We start from the raw sequence: 24,553 nt of genomic DNA, 5'->3' as shown, positions 1-24,553 counted from the left end.
TGCCGCGGAACTCGAGGCCGCGGCCGAGCGGGCGCTGCGCCGGGGCGGCGTCGCGGCGGCGATCACGACCCTGGAACACGCCGCGCGCCTGACCGGAACTCCGGCAGTGCGGGTGGGGCGACTGTTGCGCGCGGCCGAACTGGCGGTGGAATCCGGTGGGCGCGAAACCGTCGATCGGCTGCTGAGCGAAGCGGGACGCCAGGATCTCGACTCGCGCCAGCGCGCCTTGGCGACCTGGCTGGTGAGCGGATTCGACGACGGCGTCGGCGAGGATCCCGCCCGCACCACCGAACTCGCGACGCTGGCCGAAACCGTTGCGGCGGAAGGTGATCGGGACCTCGCGATGCGCATTCTGTGGGGAACCGCCATGCGCTGCTTCTGGTCCGAGCCCGGTCCGGACGCGCGCCGCGCACTGCTGGCGGTCGCCGACGGCACGGGACTGCCCGCCGGCGATCCGCGGATCGTCGCGATCACCGCCTACGTAGCACCTTTCGAGCGCGGCGCGACGGTCTTCGACGAACTGCGCGCACTGGCCGGGCGAACCGGCGCCGACCCGGAGGTCGACCGCTACCTCGGCAGCGCGGCGCTGCAGATCGGCGCCTTCGCGCTGGCCGGCCGCTTCTCCGCCACGGCCATCACCGGTCTGCGGGAACAGGGCAGGCTCGGCCTGCTGACCAGGGCGCTGGCGGTGCGGGCCTGGAGTTGTGCGCGCACCGGCGATCTGGCGGGCGGTGCGGCGGCCGCGGCCGAAGCCGGACGCCTCGGACCGGAAACCGGACAGCACTTCATGTACGGGCTCGCCGTCGCCGTCGCGGCCGAAATCGCCGCGCTGCGAGGCGATTTCGACGACGCGGTGGAACGCGCGGAGGAGGCCGAACGGATCGGTGCCGCCGCCGGCGCGCGACCGGTGCTGGCGACCGTGCAACGGGCCCGCGCTCTGGTGGCGCTCGGACAGGGCCGCTACGACGACGCGCTCGCCGATCTGCGCCGGATTCTCGACCCCGCCGACCCGGCCTACCAGCTCGCCCTGCGCGCCTACATCGTCGGCGATCTGGTCGAAGCCGCGGTGCGCGCCGGGCGCGTCGAGGAGGCGGAGGAGATCGTGCGCGAATTCGAGGAGCAGGCGCCGCGCACTCCGTCACCGGCCCTGCACGTCGGTTTGCGTTACGCCCGCGCCCTGCTCGCCTCGGCAGAGTCCGCGGAGGGTTTGTTCACCGCCGCACTCGACGCCGATCCGGACGGGTGGCCGCTCGAACGCGCCCGCGTGCAGCTCGCGTTCGGGGAGTGGTTGCGCCGGCAGCGGCGCATCGTCGAGTCGCGCGCACATCTGCGCGCGGCCCGCGACACCTTCGACGCCCTGGGTGCGCGGCCGTGGGGTGACCGGGCGCGCCGCGAACTACGGGGTGCGGGGGAGACCAGCCCGCGCCGCGACCCCGACGCGCGCGACAGCCTGACCCCGCACGAACTGGGTATCGCGCAGCTGGCCGCCGAAGGGCTCACCAATCGGGAGATCGGGCAGCGACTGTATCTGTCGCATCGCACGGTCAGCACTCACCTGCACCGGATCTTCCCGAAACTCGGCGTCACCTCCCGCGCCGAACTGGCCGACGCGCTGCGCACCGCGGCGGATCCGGTGACGTAGTCCGGGCGATGACGTACGCACATACCGTCATCCGACGGGCGCGACCGCACACCCGTGCCGCCTACCGTGTGTTTCATCGAAGCCGTGGCAGTGGGCGCGGCGGACGAGGACACGGGAGATGAGCAGATGTTCACCAAGAAGCGGTTCGCGCAGATCATCGCGGCGGCGGCGGTAGTCGCGTCACTGGCGGCGTGCTCGTCGGGGACGGATGCGCAGGCTCCCGCCGCACCGGCGAGCGCCGCGGGCGTCGGCGCCGGTGAACACACCGCCCTCGGCCCGATCAAGCACATCAACGCCGGTGTCCTCGACACCGCCTACGTCGAATACGGTCCCGAGAACGGGCCGGCGGTCGTGCTGATCCACGGCTGGCCCTACGATCCGGCGAGCTACATCGACGTCGGCCCGCGCCTGGCCGCCCAGGGCTACCGGGTGATCGTGCCGTATCTGCGCGGCTACGGTCCGACGCGATTCCTGTCCCCGGACACCGCGCGTAACGGCGAGCAGGCGGCGGTCGCGCACGACGTCATCGCGCTCATGGACGCTCTGCACATCGACAAGGCGGTCTTCGGTGGATACGACTGGGGCGCAAGGACTGCCGACGTCATCGCGGCGCTGTGGCCGCAGCGGGTGAAGGCGCTGGTGGCCGTGAGCGGATACCTGATCACCGATGTCGCGGCCAATCAGCAGCCGCTCGCGCCGGCCGCGGAGGCCGGCTGGTGGTACCAGTACTACTTCGCCACCGACCGCGGCGTGCTCGGCTACCGCCGCAACGTCCACGACTTCGACAAGTACATCTGGAAGACCGCCTCGCCGAAGTGGAACTTCGACGACGCCACCTACGACCGCAGCGCCACCTCGTTCGACAATCCCGACCATGTCGACGTCGTGATCTCCAACTACCGCTGGCGCCTGGGCCTGGTCCCCGGCGAACCGCAGTACGCCGAGGAGGAGGCCACCCTGGCCCAGGGCCCGGCGATCACCGTACCGACCGTCACCATCGGCAGCGATTTCGACGGCGCCAATGCCGACGGCAAGAGCTACCGCGCGAAGTTCACCGGCAAGTACGAGCACCGCACACTGCCCGGCGTCGGCCACGACGTCCCGCAGGAAGCGCCCGCGGCCTTCGCGCAGGCCGTGATCGACGCCGATCATCTCTGAAATCCGCTCGCAGACAGCAGAACACCCGCGCCGCGATGATGCGGCGCGGGTGTTCGCGCATGATGTCAGGGCAGCGGGATCCACTGGCCGAACAGCCAGAAGCCGTGCTGAGCCGGCTGCGGATTCGGCTGCTGATTCTGATGCTGCTGCGTCGGCTGATGCTGTTCGGGAGCAGGTTGCTGCTGCTGGTGGCCCGGGTCCGCGCTGGCGACACCGGCGCCGATACCGACCGTTCCGAGCACGACGCCACCGGCCACCGCCGCCTTCGCCAGCTTCGACTTCATCATCTTCACCGTGAATTCTCCTTCGGCACATTCCGTTCGGGAACGCACCGATCCTGTGCGATGCGGATGTGTGCGCCCGCGGTCTCGCCTGTGCGGCGGCTATGACTGTGCCGCGAGGGGGCGCAGACGGGTGAGCACCTCACGGTCGCCGCGTGTGGTGAGGCCGATCCGCTGCGCCACCTCGACATCGATGACGCCGGTGAGCAGGCCGAGCACCGCATTGGCAGGTCCGTCGAGGACCAGATCGGCGCTGTCGGTGCTGCCGACGCGGGTCTGGACGCGGCCCGCGCCGATGTCGACGACGGCGTGCACGTCGTCGGCGACGAGCTGAATCACCACCGGTGCGGCCGCAGGGTCGGCGTCGGCGGTGAACCAGGTGGGTACGTAGGCCAGCCACTGCGGGAGGAACGTGTCCGTCGGGGCGACCGTATCCATGTACCGCGGGCAAGGATCTCGACCGCCTGCGGCTCGACGATCTGGCGATGCTCGAGGACTTTCACACCAGCGGTCGCATCGCCACCGGCGAGCTGGCCGGCCTTGTCGAAATAACCTCTGCCGCAAAGGTTCTCGACGCGGGGACCGGCATCGGCGGCACCGCGCGATACCTGGCGGACCGATTCGGATGCCGCGTCACCGGTGTCGACATGGTGGAGGAGTACTGCGAGATCGCCCGCTGGCTCGACCGGCTCGTCGGCCTGGACGATCGGATCGCCGTGCGGTGCGCCGATGTCACCGCACTGCCGTTCGCGGACGGCGCCTTCCAGATCGTCTTCAGTCAGCACGTCCAGATGAATATCGCCGACAAGGACGGCCTCTACCGCGAAATGCGCCGGGTGCTGGTGCGTGGGGGACAGCTCGCACTCTGGGACATCACCACCTCCGGCGCCGGCGAACCCGACTATCCGCTCCCGTGGGCCGACAGTCCCGGCTTCGGGCATCTCGTCACCCCCGCCGCCCTGCGCGCGACGATCGAGGCGACCGGATTCGCCGTCGAGCGGTGGGACGACCGCACCGACGAGGCCGTGGCCGTGATGCGCATGGTGCGGGAGCTGCCGCCGAGCCCGCTCGGCCTGCACGCCTTCGTGCCCGAGTTCGCCACGCGCGCAGCGCATCTCACCGACGCGCTGGCAGACGGGCGACTGCGGGCGATACGGGCGGTGGCGCGGGCGCGGTGACCGGTCAACGCGTCAGCGCTGCACTGCGGGTGGCCAGGTAGTCGCGTTCGCGCTGATTGTCGGTGAGGCCGGCGGCGGTGTCGAAACTGCGTCTCGCCTCGTTCGCCCGGCCCAGGCGGGCGAGCAGATCCGCGCGGACGGCATGGAACAGGTAGTGCTCGGTCAGGTCCAGGCCGTCGATGAGGCTCAGCGCCGCCGCCGGTCCGTCGACCTCGGCCACCGCCACCGCTCGATGAAGTGCCACAACCGGATTCGGGTCGAGCCGCGTCAACCGGTCGTAGAGCGCGAGGATCTGCCGCCAGTCGGTGACCGCATCGGTGTGCGCGGCATTGATCGCGGCGAGCAGCTGGTAGCGGCCGGGCCGGTTGCGGCGCAGGCAGGCGCGGACGATGGCGCGGCCCTCCGCGACGAGTGCGGTATCCCAACGGCCGCGGTCCTGGTCGCCGAGCCGGACGAAAGCGCCGGACGCATCTGTGCGGGCGTCGCGGCGAGCGTGAGTGAGCAGCATGAGGGCGAGCAGGCCCGCCGCCTCCGATTCACCGGGCATCGACGCGACCAGCGCGCGGGTGAGCCGGATGGCCTCCTCGCACAGGTCCGCGCGCAGCAGTTCCGCGCCCGACGATGCGACATATCCCTCGTTGAAGATGAGAAACAGGGTGGCGAGAACAGAGTCGAGCCGTTCGGGCAGATCGGCCTCACCGGGCACCCGATAGGGGATCCGGGCGTCGCGAATCTTGGCCTTCGCGCGGGCCAGCCGCTGCGCCATCGTCGTCTCCCGGACCAGGAACGCGCGAGCGATTTCGGGCGTCGTCAGCCCGCCCAGCAGCCGCAGGGTGAGCGCGACCTGCGCGGGCCGGTTCAGCGCCGGATGGCAGCAGGTGAAGATCAGGCGGAGTCGCTCGTCGGGCACGGCGCTTTCCTCGATGTCGTCGGGCGGGGCATGCACGATCGCCGCCTCGGCGTACTTGCCGGCCCGGGCCGATTCGCGACGCAGCTGGTCGATGGCTCGGCGCCGGGCGGTGGTGATGATCCAACCGGCCGGGCTCGGCGGCGGCCCGTCCTGCGGCCAGCGGCGTAATGCGGTGGCGAAGGCGTCGGCGACCGCGTCCTCGGCCAGGTCGATATCGCCGAGCATGCGGATCAGCACGGCGACGGCCCGGCCGTATTCGGCACGGAAGACGGCGGCGATCTGCTCCGGTGTCATCGCGTCAGAACGGCGGAAGGTCCTGGAACGGGCGTATTTCGATCGGCAACGTGGTGGCCGCCGCGGCCTTGCGTCCCCATGCCAGCGCCGCGTCCAGATCGGGTGCGGTGATCACCCAGATCCCACCGATATGTTCTTTGCCCTCCAGATAGGGCCCGTCGGTGATCAACCCGTCGGCTCGCACCACGGTCGCGCTGCCGGGCCCGTGCAGGCCGCCGGTGAACACCCACGAGCCGCTGTCGCGCAGTTCCTCGTCGAGCCGGTGCAGGTCGGCCATGATCCGGTCCATGGTCTCGGCATCGGGCGCACCGCTGTCGGGTTGGTAGATCGAGAGCAGATACTCGGGCACGGCCCTCTCCTCAGCGCCGGGCGTAGCGGGCGATGATCACGCCCGTGGTGGTCGCGACGCTACCGAGGAGGCGGAATTCGGTCAACGGCGCGGCGCCCTCGAACAACCTGGTCCCCGCACCGAGGGTGAGCGGGTGGATCACCAGCGTGTACCGATCGATCAACCCGGCGGCGTGCAGGCTGCGCACCAGGGACGCGCTGCCGATGATCGACAGATTCTTCCCGGGACGCGATTTCACTTCGCGCACGGTGCGAGTCGCGTCGCCGCGCAGCAGGATCGAGTTCTGCCACGCGTCGACGTCGTCGAGGCCGGTCGATGCGACGTACTTCGTCGCCGCGTTCATGTGCTTGCTGTACGGATTGTCGTCGGCCCGGCCCCACACGGCGGTGAAGTCCTCCCAGGTGCGCCGCCCGAACAGCATGTCGCCGGGCTCGGCCATATCGTGGCTCATCTCCGCGGTGAGCACGTCGTCGTGAAATCGCTGCCCCCAGCCGCCGAACGGAAAACCGCCCCGGGTGTCCTCGTCCGCGCGGCCCAGTCCCTGGACGACACCGTCGAGCGTGACGTTCATCGTCACCGTGATCGTTCGCATCGCGCTGCTCCTCTCGATTCCGGGGACGCGCACGATCGCGACCCTCACCTCCCATACGAACGGCCGTCGCCGAAATCGACATCGGGGAAGAATTGACGGTTCAGCGGGGCCCACCGACTGCGCCCAGGGTTCGGCCGACGGAGATCTCGTCGGCGGGAAGGTCCGGCAGGCCGAGGACCGCAGGTAACGCGTGCACACCCGCCGGTGCGTCCGGTGCGCGCACGGCCGCCGCCGCGGCGATCACTCCGGTGGCACGGGATTGGCTGCGCCCGCGGGCCCACCGTGTGCCGCCGTGACGATCGCGCGCGAGCACGATCCACCCGTCACTTCCTGGAAAGGGCAGTCCGCGTGGGGCTTTCGATGCGCCCGGCAGCCAGGTCGCGACGGCCAGGTGCCGACCGTGCCGTAGCCGCCGAGCACGAGAATCTTCACCGCGCGGGATCCGATGCCGCGCCGGCCATCCGCTGCTGATCGCGGCGGGCCCACCGGTCGCGAGGTTCGCCCACGCGCCGGCCTTCGCCCGCGTCCAGGCGACGGTGCGCCTCGGCCATCGACTCGCCGATCGATCGATGCCGGCCCCACCAATGGATGTGGCGCAGATAGCCGCGGGAGCGGTAGGTGTTCATCACCGTGACGTGGTCCGGGCTGCCGGTGAACTCCTCCAGCGCGTCGGCATCGGCCCACAGCGACAGCGAATAGGTGATCCGCCCCCACGGCTGATAGCTGGTGACGATTCCCAGCGCGCCGTCGGTCCGCAGCACCTGCTTCTCCAACCGCGCCGAGATCGTGGCGACCGGGACCAGGTCGGACAGCCGATGCGGACGAAATTCGTTGACACTCAACAGTATCCGTTCGGGCCAGACGGTGGCGGCGGTCGGATACCACGGGCGGTACAGGCGGAAGTCCGAGGCGCCGAAGCCCGACTGCGCATGTGCCTGCAGCGTGGTCGCCGCCGACAGCCGGAAAGCATCCACGGTGGCGGAAAGGCCGAGTGAGGGCATGGTGGTCACTCTTTCTCGAAGGGGTCGACGCGTAGCCGTCGTGGCGCTAGCGTCGCAGGTGTGCGCGCCGCGGGACTTCCGAAAACGTGCGGTGACCAACCGCCGCCGCTGGTGTGGATCAGGCCCGATCACGCCGGATATCTCGGTCCCAACATCGGGGTGAGGCCGCACGCGGCGGTGGTCGACGTGCTGAACGTGGGCGTGGACGGGCCGCTGATCTTCGAATCTCCGGAAGTCGGCTCGATGCGCCCGGGCAGCGTCTACGCTCCCGCGCGAGTCGCCCATCGGGTACTGGTTCCCGAGGGGCGAGTGTTGCTGCTGTTCGCCGATCCTGCGCGCCGGCCGGTATCCGATGCGTCGGGCACGGTGCGAGAGTCCTTCGGTCCCTTCGGTTTCGGTCATCGGTCCGAGGCCGGGATCGCCGCGGCCTGCCGCGACGGCGCCGCACCCGACGTGATCGCCGGCTACGCCGGTTTGCGGGCCGCGGGGCCGATGACCGGCTCGGCCGATCCGCGGATCACCCGGCTCGCCGAGACCATCCGGAACGCGCCCGATCGGGTGTATCGCGCCCCGCAGGTCGCGGCCGGGCTCGGAATGTCGACCTCGTATTTCCTGCGTCTGTTCGCCCGGGACACCGGCACCACCTTCCGCCGATACCAGCAGTGGGCGCGTCTGCTCCGGGTCGTGCACGGCCTCGCCTCCGGATACGACCTGACCCGCAGCGCGGTCGATGCCGGCTTCGCCTCGCCGTCGCATTTCAGTGACACCTTCCGCCACACCTTCGGCCTCTCCGCGACCGACCTGCTGCGAACCGGGGTGCGGTTCGACGTCTCGGATTCCGAACCGCACGTGACGATCTGAGCACCGCCCGAGCCGGTCACGGTGTCGGATTCGATGCGGGTGTGGACTGTCGGGGTCGAGTGGCGAGCGCTGCGCGTTCCGTCGAAATGTGGGCGTGGAGGGCCTGGTATCGGCGCAGGACGTCGGCGCGGTCGGGTTCCTCCGGTACGAGCGGGACCGCGTGCTCGATCATCGTCGCCTGTTCGAGGATCACCCGGAGCCGATCGGGATCGGTGACGCGGTCGGCGATCTGCGCCAGCGCGTCGAGCTGGCGGATCATCACGGCCGGTTGCCCGGCACCGGCCTGGCGGATCTTCTCGAAGGCGCGCTGAACCAGCCGCTCGTAGCTGACCTGCGCGGCGAGCACCCGGATATGACCGTCCTTGTCGCGGCGCACCGGATTCGGGTCCCAGGTGACCGCGATCCGCGACAGGCAATCACCGAGCCAGTCGATACACGTCAGCACGGTGAACGTGTCGTTGGTCGCGGAGGCGAGCGCGCGCAGTGCGACCTCGACGATCTGATCGACACCGAAGGACACGTCCTGCACCAGGCTGCGCATCGACCCGGTGACGTGGCCGCGGGAGAATTTCTTCTCGATCCCCTTCGCGGCCTGCGCCGGCCACACTCGCGCGATCACCTGCCCCTCGGTCACGAAATGCCCTGGGCGATAAGGCAAATGGATGACCGCATCCGCTTCGGCGGCCAGCCGGACCAGCCGCTCGTAGCGGATGTACTGGAGATATCCGCTATTGGAGGTGCGCACCTCGCCGCCGGATCGGGCCAGCAGATCGCGAAGTTCACGCGCCGACGGACCGTGTTTCGCCCCGCTCGCGGTGGTGTCGACGTTGGCGTCGACCGCGGTGCGCACTTCGCGCGCGATGTCGGCGACCACGTTCGGCAATTGGATCTGCCCGCCGATGTGATTGATGAAGTAGATGAGCACCGCCAGATCGACCACCAGCGAACCGATCGACACCGTGGCGCTGATGTGCGGGACGAAATCCTCGCCGACCGATACCAGCGCCGCGATCGCGTAGACGAAGGTCGCGACGAAGGTGCCGAGCGTCAGCTGGGTGCCGCGGTCGCGGATGAAATTGCGCAGCATGCGTGGCCCGAACTGGGTGGAGGCCAGCGTCAGCGCCAGGATCGTGATCGAGAAGACGACACCGACCACGGTGATGATCGCGGCGGCGATGGAGGTGAGCACCTGGCGTGCCGCGTCCGGTGTGCCGCCCAGCACCCAGGTGGGCAGGTTCGTTCCGCTGTGGTAGGCCGCGCGGTCGAGGGTGAAGGTCAGTGCGAACAGGGCTACCGCGGCCAGAACTTCCAGCGTCGGGACGAACCAGAGATTGGTGCGTAACCGTTCCCGCCATCGGTCCGCCTCGAGTGAGATCCCGTGCACGCTGGACCTCCTTGCGCTCTCGCCGACGGCGACTCTCCGGCCTGTCGTCCCGAACCTACCTTCACTTCTCGGCGGAGATCGAATTGTCGCGCGGTGCCGTCGAACCGGAGACGACGATAGGTTCGCAATTGCGCACCTATTGTCTTAAACTGGCGGTATCCGATACACGCCGCGGATTCCGGAGGTCCCGAAGTGCTGGAGGTATTGCGGCACGACCGTTTCCGGCGCTTGTTCACCGCGCAGGTGGTGGCGCTCGTCGGGACCGGTCTGCTGACGGTCGCGCTGGGTTTGGCCGCCTACGATCTGGCCGGAACCGATGCCGGTGCGGTGCTGGGCACGGCGCTGGCGATCAAGATGGTCGCCTATGTCTTCGTGGCGCCGGTGATCTCGGCGCTGACCGACCGGGTGCCGCGGCGGGTGCTGCTGGTGTCGGCCGATGTGGTCCGGCTGGTCATCGCGTTACTGCTGCCGCTGGTCACGCACGTCTGGCAGATCTATGTCCTGATCTTCGTGCTGCAGGCGGCCTCGGCCACGTTCACTCCCGCATTCCAGGCGGTCATCCCGTCGATCCTGCCGGACGAGGAGGACTACACCCGCGGGCTGTCGCTCTCGCGGCTGGCCTACGACCTGGAATCGCTGCTCAGCCCCGTCGTGGCGGCGGCACTGCTGACCGTGGTCGGCTACCACCTGCTGTTCGTCGGCACCGCGGCGGGTTTCGCGACCTCCGCGATCATGGTCGTGCGCACCACGCTGCCTCGATCGGGGCCGACCGATCGGACCAGTTCGCTGTCCGCCCGGATCACCTGGGGCGCACGCCTGATGGCGGCGAGTCCGGTGCTGCGCGGGCTGCTGGCGATGAACGTCGCCGTCGCCGCGGCGACCGCGCTGGTCGTCGTCAATACCGTGGTCTATGTGCGCGGCGTGCTGCACGGGCCGGCGCCCGTGGTCGCGGTGGCGCTGGGCTACTTCGGTGGTGGTTCGATGATCGTCGCGCTCGCGATTCCGCGGCTGCTCACCAGCATTCCCGATCGCCGCCTCATGCTGACCGGCTGCGCGATCCTGCCTGTGGGCCTCATCGGCGCCGCGATGCTCGCCGCCTTCGAGCCCGGACCGCGGGCGGGCTGGACGCTGCTGGTGGTGGCGTGGACGATCATGGGCGCGGGCACCTCGCTGATCAACACGCCCTCGGCGCGACTGTTGCGCGCCCAATCCGACAGCGGCACCCGCACCGCCGTGTTCACCGCGCAATTCTCGCTCTCGCATGCCTGTTTCCTGCTGACCTATCCGATCGCCGGCTGGCTGGGCGCCGCCGCCGGACAAGCCTGGGCGGCGGCGACTTCGGCGGTCCTGGCCGCTGCCGCCGCCGTGGTTGCCGCGCGGATGTGGCCGGTCCACGTATCGTCGGGTGCGCAGATGGCCACAGCAGGAAGTCGGTGAATCAGCCCATGACCGGTGAGGAAACCCCCGCAGTCGACGCCCTGCCGCCCAGCCTGGTGCACCTCGTAGCACCCGACCCGGCCCGTCTCGAGGCCGCCACCTCGGTGTTCCGGATGCTCGCCGATCCGACCCGGCTGCACATCCTCTGGGTCCTCGCCGACGGCGAGGCCGACGTCACCGCCCTCACGGAAGCCTGCGGCGGCTCCCGCACCGCGGTCAGCCAGCACCTGGCGAAACTGCGCTTCACCGGCATGGTCGAGACCCGCCGCGAAGGCCGCCGCATCATCTACCGCATCCGCGACGGCCACCTCGCCCGCCTCGCCCGCGAAGGGCTCAACCTCGCCGACCACATCGTCACCGGCGAACTGCCGCACGAATAGCGGGACAACGACCGGTCACGAAGTGGGATCGATCCGGGGCCGGCGGGTGAATACGTAGTCCCTCCGAAGGCAGTGGCGCCGAATCAGTTCTGGGCCGTCCCGATCGGCCCGGAAGGGTATGAACCGTCATGTCCGCCGATGATCGAGATATCCGCCCACCGGAGTCGAAGGCGGAACTGTCCGCCGACGATCGTGCCGAACTCGAGCGACTACGAGCGTATGTCGCGGCGCATCCATCCCGTCGGCACGCATGGCGCTGGACCGGAGTCGTGCTGCTGCTGATCCTGACCGCGGTGCTGATCATCGGATCGGTGACGACACGCTTCGTGCGCAGCCAGATCTTCGATACCGACCGCTACGTCACGACCGTCGCACCGCTGGCGACCGATCCGGCGATCCAGAAGGAGTTGGCCGACAAGATCACCGATGCGATCGTCACCCGCGTCGACATCAAGGCGTACACGGCCGATGCGGTCAATGCGCTCACTCAGAACGTCGGGCAGTTGTCGGATCGTCCTCGTGCGGTCGCGGCGCTCGACAGTCTTCCCGCGCTGGTGGCCGACCAGGCCGAGAACTACATCCACCAGGCCGCGACCGCTGTGGTGACCAGCGATCAATTCGTCGAGGCCTGGGATACCGCCAACCGCCGCGCGCACGACGCACTGGTCCACGTGGTCAAGGGGGAGACCAGACCGGGGATCGAGGTCAGCGACAACGGCACCGTGAGCATTTCGCTGAAGCCGATCCTGGCGACGGTGCGCGAACGTCTCGACGCACGCGGAATCCGCTTTGCGGACAAGATTCCGGATGTCGATACGCAATTCGTCATTTTCCACGCCACCGAGCTGCCCAAGTATCAGAAGTGGCTGCGCACGCTCGATCGGTCGGCGAACATCCTGCCCTGGGTGGCATTGGCCACCGCGGCGGGCGCGGTGTGGCTGGCTCCCCGCGGGCGGCGGCTGCGGACCCTTGCTCTGGTCGGCGTCGCCGGCGCGGTCGCGATGGTGCTGCTGGCCGTCGGAGTGGTGATCGCTCGCAGCATCTACCTGGATTCCGTTCCGCCCGATGCCTTGTCAGCACCGGCCGCCACCGCACTGTTCGACACGGTTGTCCACCCGCTGCGGGTGTCGCTGCGCGCGGTCGCGGTCGTGAGCCTGGTCGTGGCCGCGGTGGGATATCTGGCCGGGTCGTCCCACTCGGCGCAGTCGGTGCGTTCCGGTTTCGGGCGGCTCATGGTCGCCGCCCGCGGCCGGCGTCGGCGCCCGCCCAATGTGGTCGAGACGTTCGTCGCGCAGTATCGGACACCGCTGCGCCTCGCGGTACTGGCCGGTGCCGTGCTCGTCCTGGTGTTGTGGCCCTACGCCACCGGCCTGGTCGTGGTGGGCATCGCGCTGGTCGCGGGCGCGCTGCTGCTGGTCATCGAAATTCTCGCGCGGCCCGCGGTCTCACCGGAAACCACTCCCGGTCCGGAGCCCTCGTCGACTGCCGGGTGACGCCGGATCCGGCAATTCGGTTACGTTTCGGGGTCGATCGACCGGTCCACCGGTTCGTGATTATCCGCGATGTTCTCCGCGACGAATCGTTAGATGCCCGGTTGGCTCGCCGAATTCGTCCATCGAGGGATGTACCAGGTCGATGAGCGAACCGGGACCATCATCCGCCGCGGCGGCTGGTCAGGAGGCAGCGCAGGGCCGCATGTCACAACCCACCAGGACCGACACATGTCGGTACATGCCGGCGGATGGCCGTCGGCGAGGTTCGCGGAAAGGGGTGAGCCGTCGTGACGGCTTCGGAACACGGAACACGGAATGGGCGATCCGACACCCGGTATGCGGTAGCGGCCGGCACGTCGCTGGCCGCGGCGGCCCTGTTGGCCGTCACCGGAGTCGTGTCCATCCTGCAAGGCATCTCGGCCATCGCGAAGGACGACGTCTACGTCTCCGGACCGGAATACATCTACAAGTTCGACATCAGCGGATGGGGATGGATCCACCTGATCCTCGGCATCCTGATGGTGGCGGCCGCCGCCGGGCTGTTCACCCGTTCGACGTGGGGACAGATGCTGGCTATCGCCCTACTGGGCTTGTCCATCATCGCCAATTTCCTGTGGCTGCCGCACTATCCGTGGTGGTCGATCCTGGTCATCGCCCTCGACATCGTGGTGATCTGGGCGATCGCCACGTGGGATCCCCGCCGAGTCTGACATCTCGCGCCGATCGGACCGTGTCTCGGGGACGCGGTCCGGCCGGCGCGCTGTCATCTGCAGCCACCGCATCGGTGCGTCGAATTCGTCGCTTCCGTAGCGGCCGCGCAGTGCCTCGGCCGCGATCGCGGTAGCGGATTCGAGATCGAGCGACGGGTGTCGTTCGATCTCGCCACGCAGCGGGGTGCCCTGGCAGAACGCCATCGCAGCGGTCTCGGCAGTCGACCGGCTCGACCCCTCGAGGTATTCGCCGGTGATGTGTTCGAAGCCGGCTTCGGCGAGTTCACCGCGAATCCGATCGATGTCGAAGTATCCGTGGGGCGTGCGGCGGAAGAATTCGAGCGGTTCTACGGGTGCCGCCGCGCACAGCGCCTCGGTGACGACCAGAGCCACGGCATTGGTCTCGAGCCGGTCCCAGACGTTGAAGGCGAATACGCCGCCCGGGCGCAACACGCGCAGGGCTTCGGCGTATCCGGCGACCTTGTCGGGCAGGAACATGACGCCGAACTGGCAGGCCACCAGGTCGAACGAACATGCGGCGAACGGCAGATGCCCGGCGTCGGCCACCTGCCACCGCACCCGATCCGACGCCGAGCGGTTCGCGGCGGTCGTCAGCATGGGTTCGTTCAGATCGGTCGCCACGATGTCGCGACCCTCCAGCCGGGCCAGCGCTCTGGTCAGCACCCCGGTCCCCGCCGCGGTTTCGAGAATGTCGACCGCGCCCGTCGCGGCCACCGCCCGCGCGATCAGCCGAGCGGGTTCGGCGAAGATCATCGGAACCAGCAGCGTGTCGTAGATCTGCGGGATCGATCCGGTGAACGACGTGTCGCCGCCTCCGGCCGGTGAGCCCGGCCTCGGATCACCACTCACAGCAGGTGATGCTACGCGCGCCGCCCCGCTTGCCGGGCGAGATCGCCGCAGCGCCGGAACGTTTCGGCTAGGCGATCACATGGCGCGTGCGTACGCGAGGGCGTCGGGCGTCTGCTCGAAGATCTGCGTCTCTCCGCCCGCGGGCAGGGCCCCGAGCATCGCGAGCCGGCGGCGGTGGTCTTCGCGCAGGCCCGACATCAGGACCGTGATGTGGCGGTGCTGCAGTTTCGTGACGGCGTCCTTGAGCACCAGTGCGCCGGTGGTGTCGAGAGCGGTGACATGCGACATGCGCAGCACCACCACGTGGACGTCGGCGACCTCGGTCAGCTCCAGCAGGAAGCGGTGCGCGGCCGCGAAGAACAACGGCCCGTCGATGCGGTATGCCACGATGCGGTCGTGGAGAAGGCCGTGTTCCTCGGTGAGGTGATCGGTCTCGTCGAGCGGAACCTGATGCAGCCGAGCCTCTTTCGCTACCGAACGCAGAGCGAGCACGACGGCGATCGCGACGCCGACACCGACCGCGGTCACCAGGTCCAGGGCGACCGTGACCAGGAATGTCGCGGCCATGATGAGTGCGTCGCCGCGCGAGGCGCGTGCGATGGCGGTCAGGGACGCGGTTTCCACCATGCGAACCGTCGTGGCCAGCAGCACACCGGCCAGCGCGGCGACCGGAATATCGGCGACCAGTGGTGCGGCCAGATAGATGATCGCGGCCAGGACCACCGCATGCGTCAGCGCGGCCAGTCGGGTGCGGGCGCCGGAGCGGACGTTGACGGCGGTGCGAGCGATCGCGCCGGTTGCGGGCACCCCGCCGAACAGCGGTGCGGCGATATTGGCCAACCCCTGTCCGAACAGTTCGCGGTCGGGATCGTGGCGGGTGCCGACGGCCATGGCGTCCGCGGCGGTTGCCGACAGCAGTGATTCGAGGGCGCCCAGTGCGGCGACCGCCAGCGCCGGTGCCACCAGCGATCCGAGGCTGCCCCAATCGAGGAAGTCCAGGGTCGGTGCGCTCAGCCCCGCAGGCAGGGTGCCGATGGCCGCGGTCGGGATGTCGAAGACCGCGACCATGACGGTCGCACCGGCGACGGCCAGCAACGCGAACGGCAGCTTCGGCAGGAATCGGCCGCCCACCAGCATCACCGCGGCCACCGCCAGAGCGATCACGACCGGCACGGGATGCGGATGCGAAACATATTGGCGCACAGCATCATAGGCCGACTGCCAGACCTTGTCCCCGTGCGCGTGCGCGATTCCCAGGGCGTTGGGGAACTGCTGCAACGCGATCACCACGGCGATGCCGGCGGTGAAGCCCTCGACCACCGGGGCCGGCATGTATCGCACCGCACGCCCGGCCCCGGCGACCGCGAGCGCCACCAGCACGATGCCGGCCATCAGGCCCACGGCCAGCACCCCGCCCCCGCCGTGCTGGTGGACGATCGGAACCAGCACGACGGTCATCGCCCCGGTCGGCCCCGACACCTGGAAACGGGAGCCGCCGAATATCGCGGCCACGATGCCCGCAACGACGGCGGTGGTCAATCCGGCCGCGGCGCCGAGTCCGGAGCTGATGCCGAAGCCCAGTGCCAGCGGCAGCGCCACCAGGGCGACGATCAGCCCCGACAACAGATCGGGGCCCGGGGCGCGCACCGCCGGACGCCAATCGGACCAGCGGGGGAGCAGTGCGGCGATGTTCACAACCGTGCTGCCAGACGCAGTTTCAGCGCGGCGAGTTGTTCCCGCAACGATTCGGGCAATCGATTGCCGCCGATGGTGGCGTACCAGTGGTCGATGTCGGCCACCTCGGCCACCCACTCGTCGATGTCGACCGCGAGCGAGGCTGCCGCTCGGGCGCGTTGCCGGTCGTCGAGACCGGTGAGATCGAGCGCCTCGGCGTCCGGGAGGTAGCCGATCGGCGTCTCGATGGCCTCGGCGGTGCCGTCGAGCCGGTCCAGGGCCCACTTCAGCACGCGCACGTTGTCGCCGAACCCGGGCCACAGGAATTCGCCTTCCGGACTCCGGCGAAACCAGTTGACCTGGAAGATCTTCGGCAGTTTCGCCGGGTCGGCGGCGGCGCCGAGCCGGAGCCAGTGGGCGAAGTAGTCACCGACGTGATAGCCGAGGAACGGTAGCATCGCCATCGGATCGCGCCGCACGACGCCGACCCTCCCGGCCGCGGCGGCGGTGGTCTCCGAGGACAGCACCGAGGCGGTGAATACGCCGTGCGCCCAGTCGAAGGTTTCGGTGACCAGGGGGACGGTGGTCGCGCGGCGGCCGCCGAAGAAGATCGCCGAAATGGGCACGCCGTTCGGATCGTCCCATTCCGGAGCTACCGACGGACACTGGCGGATCGGCGTGCAGTACCGCGAATTCGGATGCGCGGCAGGCGTTCCCGATGCGGGCGTCCAATCCTTGCCGTGCCAGTCGACGAGATGGGCGGGCGCCTCGGCGGTCAATCCCTCCCACCACACGTCCCCGTCGTCGGTGCGGGCGGTGTTGGTGAAGATCGAATTGCCCTTCGCGATGGTGGCGATCGCGTTGGGGTTGGTCGTGGCGCCGGTGCCGGGGGCGACGCCGAAGAATCCGGCCTCGGGATTGACCGCGTAGAGCCGGCCGTCGGCACCGAAGCGCAGCCACGCGATATCGTCGCCGACCGTCTCGGCGGTCCAGCCGTCGAGCGCGGGTTCCAGCATGGCCAGGTTCGTCTTGCCGCACGACGACGGGAACGCCGCGGCGACGTAGTGTGTCTTCCCTTGCGGGGAGGTCAGTTTCAGGATCAGCATGTGCTCGGCCAGCCAACCTTCGTCCCGGCCGAGCACCGAGGCGATGCGCAGTGCGAAGCACTTCTTGGCCAGCAGAGCGTTGCCGCCGTAGCCGGATCCGTAGCTCCAGATCTCGCGCCGCTCGGGAAAGTGCGAGATGTATTTGGTGGTATCGCACGGCCACGCGGCATCCGGCTCGCCGGCGCCCAGCGGTGCCCCGACCGAATGCAGGCACTTGACGAAGTCCGTTGCGGCAGTGAGCTTTTCCCACACGGCGTCGCCGGACCGCGTCATGATCTGCATCGACACCGCCACATACTCCGAATCGGTGATCTGCACACCGAATTCGGGATCCTCCGCATCCAGCGGCCCCATGCAGAACGCGATGACATACATGGTTCGACCGGCCATCGCGCCGCGATAGTGCTCGGTCATCACCGTGCGCATATCCACCGGGTCGACCCAGTTGTTGGTCGGACCGGCGTCGGTCTCGCGTTCGGAACAGATGAACGTGCGATCCTCCACCCGTGCGACGTCCTCGGGATCGGAGACGCACCAGAACGAGTTCGGCTTCCCGGTCAGCGGAACGAAGGTGCCCTTCTCGACCAATCGTCCGGTCAGCCGATCCCACTCCGCCCGGGAGCCGTCGCACAGGACGATGTGCTCGGGGGCCGTCAGCTCGGCCACCTCGGCGATCCACGCCAGAACGCTCTCGTGAGCCACGGGAACCTCGTCGAGCCGTGCGATGACACGTGAACTGTCGGACACGAGACCTTCCTCCTTGATAAAGCTGCAATGTAGTTAGTTTAGAAAACCTGCAATCAGAGGCGGCGTCCGGGGTGCCTGCGCCGATGATTTCGGCCGTTACCGCAGGATCGTCAGGCGGGCTCTTCCAGTGCCTCCGCTTGGCCCGCGACCACGCCGGTCAGGATCGCTCGTGCGACCGCCAGCAATTCCGCGACCTGCGGTGAGGTGAGCTCGTAGGTGACCGACAGCCCCTCACGCCGGGCCGCGACCAGGCCGGCTCGGCGCAGAATCGCGAGCTGCTGCGACAGATTCGCCGGTTCGATGCCGATTTCGGTCAGCATCTCGGAGACCGCGTGTTCGCGCTCGCTGAGCAGTTCGAGGACGCGAATCCGGATCGGATGTCCCAGTGTTTTGAAGAACTCCGCTTTCATCTGATAAAGGGGCCTGCTCAGTCCGGGCACGCAATCACTCCCTATAGTCCGCGGCCGCACGGCCTGCCCGTCGCTCTTGATTGCAAAGTTTAGCAAGCAAGGAAAGTGTCGAGATGCCGGCGCCCGCCGATCAGTCGGGCAGCCGCCACGGCGGATTGCGCCTGTTGCCGGCGGCATGGAACAAGCACAGCCGGTGGCCGTCGGGGTCACGTAGCCGGGCCTCGCGCCACAGCCACGGCATATCAGCGGGGGGTTGATCGAATGTGATGCCGGCGTCGGACAGCCGCCGATACTCGCCGTCGAGGTCGTCGGTCTCGAAATACAGGGTGATCTCCTCGCCTGCCGGTACGGCATCGACGCGGTCGACCGAGAAGGTGCTCTCACCGGCGGGACATTCGAACCGCAGATAGTGATCGTTCTCGACGATCAGTCGCAGGCCGAGCAGCCGGTAGAAACGCTCGGAGCGATCGAGGTCCGTGCTGCCGACGGTGACCTGGTTCAAGCGCATACCTTCCAGTGTCGCCGCCGGGGTGCCGGATCGGCTAGCCCTCCTCGGGGGAGAGCGGCGGTCAGGCGGTGGGCGAGTACGGGTAGGTCTGCACTGGACCGCGGCCGGACCGGCGTGGTCCACGAGTGCCGGCGGGCCGGGCACTGGACCTCACGGAGGACCGGACCTCCTCGTCGACGACCTGCACGCCGCACGTCGTGAATACCGGTTGGGAAACAGCGGTCGACTGTTCGAAACGGTTTTGTCATGCAAACATTTCCGGCTCGACGCGAAAGTGGTTGTTTCCGACCGGTTTTGTCGGCTACCGTCCCGGGCCCTCGGCGGTCGGCGGGGAAGCTGTTGATCGAATGTCCAACTGCCGTCCGGTCGTTTCCGCGATGCGGCGTGAAACCTGCCCTGACCGGCGAGGGGCAGAAGATGTTAATTCCAGGATCTGCCGGGTATGACGAAATACGCAGTCCGCAAATGTTATCGAAAGGAGGAACCCGATGATTATCGGTGATTTGTCTCAGGTCGTGAACATGGTCGTGGACTGGTTCGATCAGATGCGCGGCGTGATCGGCATCTGACTCCGGTCCCTCACCCACCCGCCGAACCGCACCGGATGCGGTTGGGCGGGTGGTTCTATCTGAAAAGCTTTCCAGCACATCACCCTTTTCGGATTCTGCGACGTTTTCCTGACGGGCACAACACCTTCCGCTTCTCACAGAGGGGCGGCGTTCCTCACAGATGCGCAACGGCGAAGTCCGCCGCCTCGCCCGCCTTGGCGGTGTAGCTGGTCCGGTGCACTTTCCAGCTCGTGCCCTTCGGGTCGCAGACCGGGTCGTCCGCGGTGCAGGTGTCGTAGGTGCGGCTCGCGTAGGGGCCGGTGACGCTGTGGCCGATGCCGCGAATGGGGTTGCCGAACAACAGAATCGCGGCGATCTTCGGAGCCACCGACGCGGGCAGCGTGGCAACGATCGGCCCGCCGACCTTCGCGCCCACACTGCTGATGCCGATCGAGTTGTCGACCACGTTCGCGCCTTGCGAGTACCCGACCAGGACGAAGCGCTGATTCGGGCAGTCCTTCGCCGCGTCGGTCACATGTTTCACCAGGTCGCGATTGCCCTGCTGCACAGACCACGGTTCGACCAGGCTAGCCGGGTACTCGACGCGATAGGCGCTGTGTGAGTTCGACAAGCGTTGTGCGAGTGCGTGATGCACCGGGTTGCCGACGACCGCGCCGAGACCGGGATCGGTACCGATCGGTTCGCCGGTGCCACGAGCGACGACGACGTCGACATCGGTGCACGTCGTCGGTGCCGCCGCGGGGGTGGCCGCCGAGATCCCGGCCACCGCGAAGGTAGCGGCGATCGACGCGACTGCGGAGGCCGCAGCTATCTCGTGAAGGTGGCGCGTCCTCGTCCTGTCCAACAGTGCCATCTGCAAGTCTCCTCTGCTGATCGACTCGATATCACAGCGGTACCGATGCTGGTCAGACGCTAGAACCGGGAACGAGGTCAGGAGAGCCGAGGAGACGGTCTCCGTGATTGTCACCAAGACCCTCCGGCATCGCTGGTCGCGTGCACAGGGGTGGCGCAACTACCGAGCACTCGGGCCCGCACGGCCGCGGCGCCGGCGGTGCCTCAGTCTCGGTGCGGCCGGACGCTGTGCACGACCAGCGCGGACCGCAGGTACCACAGATCCGGATAGCGGTGCGCGTGGAAGCCGGTGAGTTCTGCGATGCGTCGCAGCCGGTAGTCGACGGTGTTGGGATGCAGGTTCAGCGTCTTCCCCGTGCGGCGCCGGTTGAGACCGGCGGCGATATGGCAGCGCAACGTCGCCAGCAGTTCGGGGTGCCCGTCGAGCGGTGCGAGCAGAGCCCGCAGATGCGCCAGCGCCGGTCCGGGGCGGGTGAGCTGGTATTCCAGTGCGAGCTCATCGAATCCGTACAGCCCGCAGGGCAGCTCCAGCCGCTCCACGATGTCCAGAAGTTCGTGTGCCCGCTCGGCAGCGCCGGCGATGTCCGTGATGGATGCCTCCACCACCGTGGCGGAGATCGACAGGTGTGCTGCCCGACCGATTTCGGCGATCAGGTGTTCGACACAAGTTGCGGCCACCTCCGTTGCCGGAAGCAGAGCCGTGCCCCCGGTCGCGGACAACTTCGACAGCGTCGCGCCGCCGGCCCGTTCCGCCAGTGCATGTCGAAGTCGTTGTGCCCGAAGGTCTTTGCCGATGACGTCGTCGCCGTCGCGGTGCCGGTCCGGCTGTGTTGCCAGCGCGAGGACTCGATAACGCTCGGCGAGCGTCACGCCGTACCGAGCCACGATCTCGGATACCGGTTGTCCCTCCAGCAGAGCCGAGAGCGCGGCCTCGTTGCCGTCTTCGGCTCGGTCGAACTGCCGAACGCAGGCACCGATGATTGTGGTGCTCATGGTGTCCAACAGATCCCCGACCAGCGTGGCGGCGGCGACAACGACGTCGTATTGCCGGTGGGCCGATGTCGCATCGCCCTGGCCGATCCGGTTCAAAACCTCCTGCGCGGCGGCGTGCAGAACGTTCACGACGTCGATCGACATCCCATCGCGTGCCCAGGTGCGCGCGGCATCCTCGAGTCGCGCGGTGCAGTCGTGGGGAGAGGGTGCGTGCAGGATCTCGCTCGCGAGCCGCAGACAGTCCCGATCGGCATCGCCGGCTCGCGTCGCGTCCGCCGCGATACGCGCGAGAAGCCGGCCGATCATCGCCCGCGCTGTGTCGCGAGCGTCCGCGGGTGCGGCCGGAGCCGGACGGTCCGCGACGGCGAGGACGCCCCGCAGCCGCCGGGCCGGGTGGTCGGTGGTCGGTTCGGACATAGGCTCACTCCCATCTGCCGGGAGTGCCAGCGTGCACGGCGTGCGGGTTCGCCCACATCGGCGAAACGACGTATATCCGTGCCTTACGGGTGTGCTCGGGCGGCCGTCCACGCGGCGATCTGCGCGCGTTTGCCGAAGCCGAGCTTGGTGAGGATGTGGCGAACGTGGGTATCGGCGGTGCGTGGGGCGATGACCAGCCGGACAGCGATCTCGCGGTTGGTCAGCCCCTGCGCGACCAGCCGGGCGACTTGCAGTTCACGCGCCGTCAGCGGTGACCGCGGCTCCCGGACCGCCGAGCCCTCGGCCTCTTCGCGCAGTGCATATCGACGCGCCCGCTCGCGCGGCAAGGCGCGTCCGGCGGCATGGGCGCTGTCGAATGCGTCGACGCCCAGAGCGGTGGCGGCCAGATCCCGGAATCTGCCGTGCGGCCGCGGCATGATCGCCGCCGGGTCGGAGCCCAGCAGGTCCCACGCTGTCGCCGCGGCACCGAACAATGTCGCCGCCCGTTCGGATTCGCCGCGCCGGGCCGCGCACCAGGCCAGCGTCTCGAGATGGTAGGCGTCGCCGAAACGGCTGTCGCGCAATCGAGTCGAGGCCAGCGCGGTACGGGCGGCGGCTTCGGCGGCGTCCAGGCTGCCGGCCATCACCTCGATCATGGCGATACCGAACAGTGCCATATCGCGGTAGTAGGTGTCGCCCAGTTCGTCACTGCGCGCCGTCATCTCCCGCAGGAGCCGAAGACCTTCCGCGGGAGAGCTCGCGGTGTTGGCGATCCCGTGGTGCAACCGGGCGCGTAGTTCGTTGCGCCGATCGCCGTGGGCGCGGAAGACCGGCACCGACGCGCCGGCCAGCTCGGCCGAGAGCCCGTCCTCGAGGCGGATCTTCGCCACTTGCGCGCGCACCACGTCGGACAACGCCGCGGCCACCCGATCGCCGCGGTCCGCGGCGATCTTGTCGGCCTCGTCCAGCCTGGTGAGCGTGCCGGGGATGTCCGACAGCCACACGGAGAACTGGGCGCTGGTCGCCAGGCCGTAGGCGCGAGCGGGATGGTCCGGCGACGTGGCGGCCAGGGCGCGGTCGAGCCTGGTGCGCGCCTCTCGGTTCGCGCCCCGCAACGTCCAGTATTCGACGATCCGCTGCGCCATCGGCAGGGCGATATCCGCCTCGCCGGGCGCGGTGAGCGAATACTCCAGTGCCGCACGCAGATTCGCGTGATCGCGCCGCAACCGCCACACCCACGACGACTGCGCGGGACCGATCCACTCGGCATCCGCCCGCGCCGTCAGCCGGTCGAACCAGTCGCGATGTCTACGGGCGATCCGGTCGTTCTCGGCAGCCGCGTCGAGTTCTTCCTGCCCGAATTCCCGGAGAGTCTCCAGCATCCGGTACCGGGCGTCGTCGGTGCCGTCTCGCTCCAGCACCGACTTGTCGACCAGCGCGTCGATCACGTCGAGCACGGCCGCAGGATCGACTCCGCTGCCGCCGCAGACGAATTCCGCGGCCTCGAGGTCGAAGGATCCGGTGAACACCGACGCTCGGCACCAGACGAGTTGTTCGGCGCGCGAACACAACTCGTAACTCCACACGATCGTGGCGCGCAGGGTCTGCTGCCGTTCGGGCGAGATCGGCGAACCGGTGGTCAGCAGTGTCAGCCTCCGGTCCAGGCGCCGGCAGATCTGGTGCAGCGGCAGCGAACGCATGCGCGCCGCGGCCAACTCGATCGCCAGCGGCACTCCGTCCAACTGCCGGCACAGGCGTGCCACGTCGGCGGCGTTGTGCGAGGTGATGTCGAAATCGGTCTGCGCGGCGGCGGCCCGGTCCGCGAACAGGCGGCTGCTGTCGTAACGCATCAGTTCCGACGGTTCGGCGGTGTCCGGCGGTATCGGCAGCGGCGGCACCCGAAACGTCCTCTCCCCGGGGACCGCCAGCGATTGCCTGCTCGTCGTCAGAACAGTGACCTCGCCGCACTGGGTGAGCAGCGCCGCAACGAATTCCGCGCACGCACCGAGCACGTGCTCGCAGTTGTCCAGCACGAGCAGGAGCTCACGGTCGCCCAGATAATCCAGCACCCGGTCGATCGCCGGCTGTTCGGAGCGGATCTGAAGATCGAGCCGATCGGCGACGACGTCGGCCAGGAGCGCCGGCTCGCGCAACTCGGCCAGTTCGACGAAGAACACCCCGTCGCGATACGCGCGTGCGGTGTCCGAGGCAACCCGGTACGCCAGCCGTGTCTTGCCCACCCCACCCGGCCCGGTCAGCGAAACCAGGCGCGCGGACCCGAGCAATCGGCGGACGTCCGCGGACTCGCCGCGCCGGCCGACATAGCTGGTCAGTTCCGACACCAGCCCGGTACGCACCATCCGGTCGTCCACTTTCGTCCACGCACCCGCATTGTCAGGTCTCGGCAATCCTACTGAGCACCTTTGTCACCGTGCCCATGATTGAGGGAGGACAGAGCGAAGCGCCGACCGCACCCGGCCGCCTTGGCAGTCAGAGGCAGCTCGCCCAGCCCCCGCCGAAGAAAGACCCGGAACCGGTAGCCCACGGCAGACTCCATGCCGCATATGGAACGAACGTCAAGCCTGCCATAGGCCGAGTTCGAAAGGACCGCAGATTGATTCGGCTCGTGGTTGTGCCGGCGGAGCGGCGAAGGCCCTCCCTCCGTCACCGACTCGTGGTCGACATCCACCGTGGCAGCCGTCGATCAGACGAGCCGCGTCACGGACTGTCACTCCGC

General features: G+C 68.7%; 23 protein-coding genes and 1 pseudogene. 8 read left to right on the top strand and 16 right to left on the bottom strand.

The annotated features are described in order from the left end of the window. Together NK1_RS13215 and NK1_RS13210 are read left to right on the top strand one after the other, a co-directional pair. A partial coding sequence (locus NK1_RS13215; protein ID WP_218023116.1) for a LuxR family transcriptional regulator occupies positions 1-1,642 on the top strand: 1,642 nt, incomplete at its 5' end. A gap of 126 nt (positions 1,643-1,768) precedes the next feature. Then, the gene (locus tag NK1_RS13210; protein WP_063008834.1) at positions 1,769-2,800 is read left to right on the top strand and encodes an alpha/beta fold hydrolase; all 1,032 of its coding nucleotides are present in this window, start codon (positions 1,769-1,771) and stop codon (positions 2,798-2,800) included. Between the two features lie 65 nt (positions 2,801-2,865). On the opposite strand, the gene NK1_RS13205 is transcribed toward NK1_RS13210, so the two are convergent. Together NK1_RS13205 and NK1_RS13200 are read right to left on the bottom strand one after the other, a co-directional pair. Further along, the gene (locus NK1_RS13205; protein WP_039782650.1) at positions 2,866-3,084 is read right to left on the bottom strand and encodes a hypothetical protein; all 219 of its coding nucleotides are present in this window, start codon (positions 3,082-3,084) and stop codon (positions 2,866-2,868) included. A 99-nt stretch (positions 3,085-3,183) separates the two neighbouring features. Further along, positions 3,184-3,519 carry a hypothetical protein gene (locus tag NK1_RS13200; RefSeq protein ID WP_063008810.1) on the bottom strand — a complete coding sequence of 112 codons (336 nt, stop codon included), beginning with the start codon at positions 3,517-3,519 and terminating at the stop codon, positions 3,184-3,186. A 47-nt stretch (positions 3,520-3,566) separates the two neighbouring features. Between NK1_RS13200 and NK1_RS13195 the strand changes: the two genes are divergently transcribed. Beyond that, positions 3,567-4,259, top strand: coding sequence for a class I SAM-dependent methyltransferase (locus NK1_RS13195; RefSeq protein ID WP_084460830.1), 693 nt, complete (start codon positions 3,567-3,569; stop codon positions 4,257-4,259). A gap of 4 nt (positions 4,260-4,263) precedes the next feature. Here the strand turns inward: NK1_RS13195 and NK1_RS13190 are convergent, their stop codons facing one another. From NK1_RS13190 to NK1_RS13175, 5 genes are all read right to left on the bottom strand, one after another. Beyond that, positions 4,264-5,463, bottom strand: a complete 1,200-nt coding sequence (locus NK1_RS13190; protein WP_063008809.1) for an RNA polymerase sigma factor — start codon at positions 5,461-5,463, stop codon at positions 4,264-4,266. Between the two features lie 4 nt (positions 5,464-5,467). Beyond that, on the bottom strand, positions 5,468-5,812 hold the full coding sequence (locus tag NK1_RS13185) for a YciI family protein (RefSeq protein ID WP_063008808.1): 345 nt from the start codon (positions 5,810-5,812) through the stop codon (positions 5,468-5,470). A gap of 10 nt (positions 5,813-5,822) precedes the next feature. Continuing rightward, on the bottom strand, positions 5,823-6,404 hold the full coding sequence (locus NK1_RS13180; RefSeq protein ID WP_063008833.1) for a dihydrofolate reductase family protein: 582 nt from the start codon (positions 6,402-6,404) through the stop codon (positions 5,823-5,825). Between the two features lie 100 nt (positions 6,405-6,504). Next, positions 6,505-6,717 carry a hypothetical protein gene (locus NK1_RS34495; protein ID WP_157104247.1) on the bottom strand — a complete coding sequence of 71 codons (213 nt, stop codon included), beginning with the start codon at positions 6,715-6,717 and terminating at the stop codon, positions 6,505-6,507. A gap of 115 nt (positions 6,718-6,832) precedes the next feature. After that, positions 6,833-7,405, bottom strand: a complete 573-nt coding sequence (locus tag NK1_RS13175) for a hypothetical protein (RefSeq protein WP_157104246.1) — start codon at positions 7,403-7,405, stop codon at positions 6,833-6,835. Between the two features lie 60 nt (positions 7,406-7,465). On the opposite strand from NK1_RS13175, the gene NK1_RS13170 reads away from it, so the two are divergent. Further along, entirely contained in the window at positions 7,466-8,266 is an 801-nt protein-coding gene (locus NK1_RS13170; protein WP_063008806.1) for an AraC family transcriptional regulator, read from the top strand. A gap of 16 nt (positions 8,267-8,282) precedes the next feature. Here NK1_RS13170 and NK1_RS13165 read toward each other — a convergent pair whose 3' ends face one another. Beyond that, on the bottom strand, positions 8,283-9,650 hold the full coding sequence (locus NK1_RS13165; RefSeq protein WP_063008805.1) for a DUF2254 domain-containing protein: 1,368 nt from the start codon (positions 9,648-9,650) through the stop codon (positions 8,283-8,285). A gap of 192 nt (positions 9,651-9,842) precedes the next feature. Here NK1_RS13165 and NK1_RS13160 point away from each other — a divergent pair, with 192 nt between their 5' ends. The 4 genes from NK1_RS13160 to NK1_RS33710 all read left to right on the top strand — a co-directional run bounded on the left by NK1_RS13160 (position 9,843) and on the right by NK1_RS33710 (position 13,670). Beyond that, a complete protein-coding gene (locus NK1_RS13160; protein ID WP_063008804.1) occupies positions 9,843-11,087 on the top strand; it encodes an MFS transporter in 1,245 nt (414 codons plus the stop codon). Positions 11,088-11,095: 8 nt separating this feature from the next. Further along, the gene (locus tag NK1_RS13155) at positions 11,096-11,467 is read left to right on the top strand and encodes an ArsR/SmtB family transcription factor (protein ID WP_036508374.1); all 372 of its coding nucleotides are present in this window, start codon (positions 11,096-11,098) and stop codon (positions 11,465-11,467) included. Between the two features lie 128 nt (positions 11,468-11,595). Beyond that, positions 11,596-12,960, top strand: coding sequence for a hypothetical protein (locus NK1_RS13150; RefSeq protein WP_063008803.1), 1,365 nt, complete (start codon positions 11,596-11,598; stop codon positions 12,958-12,960). Between the two features lie 287 nt (positions 12,961-13,247). Further along, on the top strand, positions 13,248-13,670 hold the full coding sequence (locus NK1_RS33710; RefSeq protein ID WP_084460829.1) for a DUF7144 family membrane protein: 423 nt from the start codon (positions 13,248-13,250) through the stop codon (positions 13,668-13,670). A 423-nt stretch (positions 13,671-14,093) separates the two neighbouring features. On the opposite strand, the pseudogene NK1_RS35705 reads toward NK1_RS33710, so the two are convergent. The 8 genes and pseudogenes from NK1_RS35705 to NK1_RS13110 form a co-directional block, all read right to left on the bottom strand. Beyond that, positions 14,094-14,444: pseudogene (locus tag NK1_RS35705) on the bottom strand (class I SAM-dependent methyltransferase); the annotation flags it as partial. Positions 14,445-14,615: 171 nt separating this feature from the next. After that, positions 14,616-16,229 carry a SulP family inorganic anion transporter gene (locus tag NK1_RS13140; RefSeq protein ID WP_084460849.1) on the bottom strand — a complete coding sequence of 538 codons (1,614 nt, stop codon included), beginning with the start codon at positions 16,227-16,229 and terminating at the stop codon, positions 14,616-14,618. 2 nt (positions 16,230-16,231) lie between these two features. Beyond that, complete coding sequence (locus tag NK1_RS13135) at positions 16,232-18,067, bottom strand: phosphoenolpyruvate carboxykinase (GTP) (protein WP_063008802.1); 1,836 nt, start codon at positions 18,065-18,067, stop codon at positions 16,232-16,234. A gap of 110 nt (positions 18,068-18,177) precedes the next feature. After that, entirely contained in the window at positions 18,178-18,477 is a 300-nt protein-coding gene (locus NK1_RS13130) for an ArsR/SmtB family transcription factor (RefSeq protein WP_063008801.1), read from the bottom strand. Positions 18,478-18,607: 130 nt separating this feature from the next. Further along, on the bottom strand, positions 18,608-18,985 hold the full coding sequence (locus NK1_RS13125; protein ID WP_063008800.1) for a VOC family protein: 378 nt from the start codon (positions 18,983-18,985) through the stop codon (positions 18,608-18,610). A gap of 723 nt (positions 18,986-19,708) precedes the next feature. Continuing rightward, a complete protein-coding gene (locus NK1_RS13120; RefSeq protein WP_084460828.1) occupies positions 19,709-20,407 on the bottom strand; it encodes a cutinase family protein in 699 nt (232 codons plus the stop codon). Between the two features lie 203 nt (positions 20,408-20,610). Beyond that, on the bottom strand, positions 20,611-21,816 hold the full coding sequence (locus NK1_RS13115) for a PucR family transcriptional regulator (protein ID WP_063008798.1): 1,206 nt from the start codon (positions 21,814-21,816) through the stop codon (positions 20,611-20,613). 83 nt (positions 21,817-21,899) lie between these two features. After that, entirely contained in the window at positions 21,900-24,224 is a 2,325-nt protein-coding gene (locus tag NK1_RS13110) for an ATP-binding protein (protein ID WP_218023115.1), read from the bottom strand. Positions 24,225-24,553 lie beyond the last annotated feature (329 nt).

Source organism: Nocardia kruczakiae NBRC 101016 (assembly GCF_001612965.1).
GTDB lineage: Bacteria > Actinomycetota > Actinomycetes > Mycobacteriales > Mycobacteriaceae > Nocardia > Nocardia kruczakiae.
The sequence above is the reverse complement of the archived record's forward strand: the minus strand, read 5'-3'. Positions and strand labels throughout refer to the sequence as shown.